This window comes from Streptomyces sp. NPDC004031 (assembly GCF_053604375.1).
On the sequence record NZ_JBSGHL010000024.1, the window covers coordinates 102,370 to 108,369 of the forward strand.

Annotated in this window: 2 protein-coding genes and 3 pseudogenes; 3 read left to right on the forward strand and 2 right to left on the reverse strand. The window is 65.5% G+C overall.

All coding sequences use genetic code 11. The annotated features are described in order from the left end of the window. Positions 1–979 precede the first annotated feature (979 nt). Positions 980–1,726, reverse strand: a pseudogene (locus ACWERV_RS17960) (transposase family protein); the annotation flags it as partial. Positions 1,727–1,965: 239 nt separating this feature from the next. Beyond that, positions 1,966–2,373 (reverse strand): hypothetical protein, encoded by a 408-nt coding sequence (locus ACWERV_RS17965; protein ID WP_398184823.1) that lies wholly within the window; start codon positions 2,371–2,373, stop codon positions 1,966–1,968. A gap of 720 nt (positions 2,374–3,093) precedes the next feature. On the opposite strand from ACWERV_RS17965, the pseudogene ACWERV_RS17970 reads away from it, so the two are divergent. The 3 genes and pseudogenes from ACWERV_RS17970 to ACWERV_RS17980 form a co-directional block, all read left to right on the forward strand. Continuing rightward, positions 3,094–3,932, forward strand: a pseudogene (locus ACWERV_RS17970) (transposase). 421 nt (positions 3,933–4,353) lie between these two features. Next, complete coding sequence (locus tag ACWERV_RS17975) at positions 4,354–4,698, forward strand: hypothetical protein (RefSeq protein ID WP_452933861.1); 345 nt, start codon at positions 4,354–4,356, stop codon at positions 4,696–4,698. Positions 4,699–5,087: 389 nt separating this feature from the next. Beyond that, positions 5,088–5,875, forward strand: a pseudogene (locus ACWERV_RS17980) (IS5 family transposase); the annotation flags it as partial. Between the last annotated feature and the right edge of the window lie 125 nt (positions 5,876–6,000).

Below are 6,000 nucleotides of genomic sequence, written 5' to 3' on the forward strand. Positions count from 1 at the left end.
GGCAGTAGCGACGGCAACAACCCCGCACAACCACGGACATCCACGCACGTCACCGGACCAGCAAACCGTACTTGACCTGCGAAAAAGCAGGTCGAAGGCTTCGCGTAGCACACGTACTATGTACTGGCGGGCGAGACGCCGATTCTCGTTCACAATGCGTCGTGCGGTGAGGTCGTAGAGAATTTCGGTAGCATAAATTCTGCTAGAAATGCTGCACGGAGCTCTGCTGGCCTTGGGGATGATGCGGTGCCGTTTGTGCAAGAGATCGGTCCGCACAAGGGGCGTGTGACAGGAATGCAGAGCCCGGATGGAATGAGGGGGTGGCGCATCGACTATGACCCCAAGGACCCCAAGAAGGGGTTCCACATCAACTGGTGGGTAAGGGATAGTGGAAAGCGGTCGGCAGGCGGTTGGAGGTCTGGTGCTAACGTGGTCACCGGAGGCACCGAAGATGACTATCTGGCACTGCTCAGCCATTTCCCGCATACGTAATCGAATGGACGGAATGCGGTGAGAACTCAGGCACCACACATCCAGGAATGGATGGGCGTACACGAATCCTTGCTGGTGGACCGCGCGGTCTCGACGGAGTTTGAGTGCTATCTGGAGAGCCGACCCTGGAATCCGAGTCGGCTCGACTGGAGCCTCATTGAACACGTAGAGTTCGAAATGATTGAGGGTTGGGAGGCTGGCGTTGTGGATTTTTCCTACGCGACGCCACTTGGTCGGCATTCTCACCTAATGTTCATGTATAGCGGATCTGAACCATCTCTCATTACGCGGATGAGTGACGGGCTACGAGATGTCGATTTGATCTATTCGGCCAGTGCGGGCGCGCGATATTTCTGTGGAGTCGATATGGCTTCGGGAATCCCTGTGCCTATCTTCGAGGATTTCGCGGAGTTCGACGGATTTTCCACAGTCTCTTTCCGAATGTGAAAGTTGACGCACCTGGCAAGTGCCTCAATGAGCTTCTTGAGCGTTGCCGCTCCAGAGTGAGGACGGCCTTGGCGATTGACGTCATGGGGTTGGGGCTGCACCGCGATCGGCGGAAGATCCGCCAGGACTTCAGCCGTGCGATGCCGCGTTCGACGGGTGCCCGTGCTGCGGCCAGGGCGCGGTTGAGGGTCTTCTCGGTGGGGGTGAGTTCCTGCAGGGGCCTGCGTTTGATGCCGGCGGTCAGCCAGGGGCCGGCGCCCTGGTAGGCGAGGTCGGCCAGGATGGACACCCCTTGGCGTTTGCAGATACGGATGATCCGGTGGGTGCGGGCCGCGGTCAGGTCTTGGGCTCGACCCGGCAGTGCGGGTGAGATCCGCAGCAGCCGGCCTTCCGGGTCGGTGATGACCTGGACGTTCACGCCGTGTCGGCGGTGCCTGGCCGAGTAGTCGGCCCGTCCGTCGCCGACCCGGTCGCACTCCGCGAGGGTGCCGTCGAGCAGGACGAACTCGGGATCTGTCTCGCGCAGGACCTTCAGCAGGCCCGGCGCCCGTTCGGCGAGCAGAGCGATGACCGTGCGGGCGTAGGTGTGGGCGGTGGACTCGCTGATCCCGAACCCGACAGCGATCTTCGCCAGGGTGATGTGTTCGCGCAGATAGATCAGCGCCACCATCGCGCGCTGCGACGGGCGGAGCTTGCATCGCCGGTCACCCTCGTGGGTGACGATCAGCATGGTCACCCACTCCACGAGCGCATGAGGCAGGTCGCGTGCGGCAGGGCAGACAACCAACGAGGCCCCCGGGCAGCGTGATTGAGACGTCAGACATCTCGATCAACCGCCCGGGGGCCTCGCCCGTTGCGGCTCACGGCCATCACCCGATTGGTGGCCACCTCGAAGAAGCTCAGTGAGGTAGGGCCCCTTCTCAGTCTAGGGCGGAGCTGTCCGCCGCCATCCACCGTGCGACGATTGCGAGCGCGTGGGATGCGGCCCCGCCGCGCGAGGCGGCGTGCTTCTTCGCGCGCTGAGGCTCAGAGGTCGTTGAAGTAGACATGGTTGGTCTCATCCACTTGGTTCGGCCCCCGCCAGATGTCGACGTAGATGTCCGTGTTTTCCGGAAGGTCCGCTCCCGGCACGGTGGCGTTGACCTCGATGCAGTGGTTCACGCCACCCCCGGCGGTCAACACGTAATGCCCCGAGCTCCAGAAGACAAGTGCTCGGGGAGTGGCCCCGTCGGCTGCCGTGTCGCAGAGGCGGACGGTGTCGCCATGCTCGTGGATGTAGATCGTGCCGCCATGAGCGGAGTCTGAGGTGGTCCAGATGTGGTCCCAGCTGTCGGCGTTGGGTTGCGCAGATGCGGCCGAGGCCGACGTGGCGCTGGCGAGTGTCCCTCCGGCGAGTAGCACCGTACCAACGAGAGCTGCGAGCTTCCTCCGCATGCTTGATCCTCCCCCTGCTCGCCCGGAATTTCCGGCGAGCCACCGCCCGCTCCGGCGCGGGCGGACACAACAGGCAGCCGGGGCGTTGCCCATCCCGATCCAAAGGTGCGGAACTCCCCCTCCGCGCCTCTGCGACTGCCTGCGACAACAACCACTATGAGATGCGGCCAGGAGGGTCACAGCCCCGAAACCGGTCACGGTGCCCACAACGCCCTGGCGTGCGCCTTCACCAAACGACACAACCGGCCTGACATCGCACTTCGCCTCCCGCCCCCCCTGCCGCGGCCCCACATCATGCCCTGGGCCACTACGGCGCCGCCTGCCTCTACCCCGGCCCGTGACCAGGGCGGGACGCACAGGGCGACATCTGGGCCCGCCGTATCCGGAACGGCTCAAATGCCTCAGTTGGCGCAATTACGCCACTCTCGCCACACCTGCTCACGCAGAACCGCCCGCCCGGCAGCGCGACGTGGGTGAGTAATCGGCACGGCATGACGTCGGCAGCAGCCTCGCGCGTTGCACGAGGATCAACTGCCGCTGCCCCCGGCGGCAGGTCACCTGGCCAACACGCGGCGGGCACAGGGCTCGCATTGAACGTTTTCAGCGTGGCACCTGATCGGGTGACGGGGTGGTGTGGGGCCGCGGAGTGCGCAACGGCCAGGGCTCCCGTGGCGTTGAGTGAGGTGTTCGACGTCTCAGCTCAGCAGGGCAGGAGCCCTGTTGGTTCCGTATCCTGCTGCACTCGACCTGCCTCATGACCTGGTCGAGTGGGTCACCATGCTCATCGTCACCCGTGAGGGTGACCGGCGGTGCAAACTGCCGCCGCACCGCCGCACCGCCGCACCGCCGCACCGCCGCACCGCCGCACCGCCGCACCGCCGCACCGCCGCACCGCCGCACCGCCGCACCGCCGCACCGCCGTGCGCTGGTCGCACTCGTGTACCTGCGTCGCCACGACACGCTTGCCCGTATCGCCGCGGCCTTCGGGATATCCGTCGGCACCGCCCACACCTGCGTCACCGCGGTCACCGGTCTGCTCGCCGAGCGAGCGCCGGGCCTGCTGAAGACGCTGCGCGAGCACGACCCGGACTTCGTCCTGCTGGACGGCACGCTCGCAGAGTGCGACCGCGTCGGCGACGGCAGGGCCGACTACTCCTCGAAGCACAAGCGGCACGGGGTGAACGTGCAGGTCGTCACCGACCCGACCGGCGAGATCTTGTGGCTGTCGCCGGCGCTGCCGGGCCGGACCCACGACCTGACGGCCGCCCGGACCCACAAGATCCTCCGAATCTGCGGCCGCCAGGGCGTCCCGATCCTCGCCGACATGGCCTACATCGGTGCCGGGGACTGGGTCACCACCGCCAAACTCCGGCCGCCGGGCGGTGAACTCACCCTCACCGAGCGGACCAAGAACCGGGCTCTTTCCGCGGCCCGGGGCACCTGTCGAACGAGGCATGGGCCGGCTGAAGTCCTGGCGGATCTTCCGCCGATCACGCATCAGCCCCAACCGCATGAGCGTCATCACCAAAGCCGTCCTCACCCTGGAGAGACAACGCTGAAAACGCTCAATGTCGGATATTGACCCACTTGACCCCCGCGTGCTCCAGTCAGCAAGACCCCACCGGGCAGGACTACGCTGGTCAAGTACCGTGGCCGCCGCCCTCCGGGTCGGCGGAGGATCGCAACACCACCCCGGCCGCGCCGTGCCGGGTGTCCCGCATTGGTCTCTGCCCTGCGGGGCGGCGGCTTGCAACGCCGCTGTGGTTCTGAAGATCGCGGATCTTCCCCAACGTGGCCGCCGCCCGGCTGTGTGCCGCGCGTGTGGATAGGGCCACCTTCAACGCCCACATCTCGAGAGCGGTGGCCAGCCCTACCGACTCCAAAAGATTCAGAAGGCGCGCGCCAGCGCAAGAAATGGGGCTCATCGGCTGGCAGTCCGCACATTCGACACCTGACCCGCAGGCCGGAGATGATCGGCGCATGACGGCGCTGGACGGAACTCTCAAAACGATCACAGACTGGTTTGACCAGGTCGCATACTCAGGGCTGATTCTTCCCAGCGGGTGGTTCGGCCGGCCCTACGACAACCAACATTGGCTGACTTGGGCACGCGCGCGCCGCAGCAGGCTGCTGCTTGAACTCGATGAGCAGCTGCTGCTCGTCCTGACCGCGCCAGGCTTGCCAGAGGCGAAGGGCGCAAACCTGACCGTGACGTTCGCGCAGTTGGTGTTCGACTGGCAGGGCTACGGCGACCTCGAGCCGCACGCCGAGGTCTTCCACAGCGCCGAAATCCATTTCGTCGGCCCACCGATGCCGACAACATGATGACCGTGACGGGCAGGTGCCGGAGGAGCGGTCGTCCCGGGCAATCCTAATCTTCCCCACATCCGACTGAGGCCGACGACTCCGTAGGGAGCATCAACCTCTGCCATGCTCGCCCGACGGGCAGGAGCCTTTGCCTTTCTAGCTCTTCGCAAGTTCTGGCCAGGCTGATTCTCGGGCCCCCGAAGCAATTCCATGTGCTCTTTCTGCGGTGCACCGGCGATTCGCAAGGGGTCTCTAGAACGAGCGGTGTAACTGGGGTTGTTGGAGTTACGGGCGTGCTGCTGAGCCACTCCTGCTGGCAATGAACTCAGTCGTCGCAAGTCAGGGCGTCGTTGGCTAAGACGGTGTCTCGATTGGAGACCGCTCGTTGTTCGGGGCATGGACTCGTTGTGCGCCTGGTGCCGGACGGGCTGTGGGAGATCTTCCAGAACGTGGCGCCGGAGCCGCCGGTGCGCGCTCAAGGCGGGGGCCGCCGGAGGTGTGATGATCGCGCGGTTTTGGCTGCGATCATCTTCGTGGCTACTTCGGGCTGTACCTGGCGGCAGGTGCCACCGGTCTTCGGGGCTTCCTGGCAGACGGTTCACCGTCGCTTTACAGACTGGTCCGCGGCCCGGGTCTGGGCCAAGCTGCACCGCGTAGTCCTCGATCGGCTCGGCGCGAACGGCGAGCTGGACTGGTCGCGGTGCGCGATCGACTCGGCCAGCGTCCGAGCGGTCAAAGGGGGCCCCTGACCGGACCGAATCCGACTGATCGCGGCAAGCTCGGATCGAAGATGCATGTCATCTGTGACCGCAACGGGCTGCCGATCTCGGTGGGTGTCTCCGGCGCAAACCTCCACGACAGCCAGGCCCTGATCCCACTGATGCGCGGCATCCCACCCATCCGCTCTCGGTACGGACCCCGGTGCCGCCGCCCGGCCAAACTCCACGCGGACAAAGGCTACGACTTCGACCACCTGCGCGGATGGCTGCGCCGACGGCAGATCGTCCCACGCATAGCCCGCCGTGGCATCGAATCGTCCGGCCGCCTGGGCCGGCACCGCTGGGTGGTCGAACGCACGATGTCCTGGCTGAACGGCTGCCGCCGCCTGCACCGACGCTACGAACGCAAGGCCGAGCACTTCCTCGCCTTCGTGGGCTTGGCCAGTGTCCTGATCTGCTATCGACGCCTCAACCGATCAAGACATCCTTGGGGCCCTCACACCACGGCTAGTGCTCTGACCGGGAAGGTTCGCCGAGGCGATCACTGTGCGGATAGCGAGGTCCCCCATAGGATCTTGGGCTCAGGCACGGACAGGAGGCC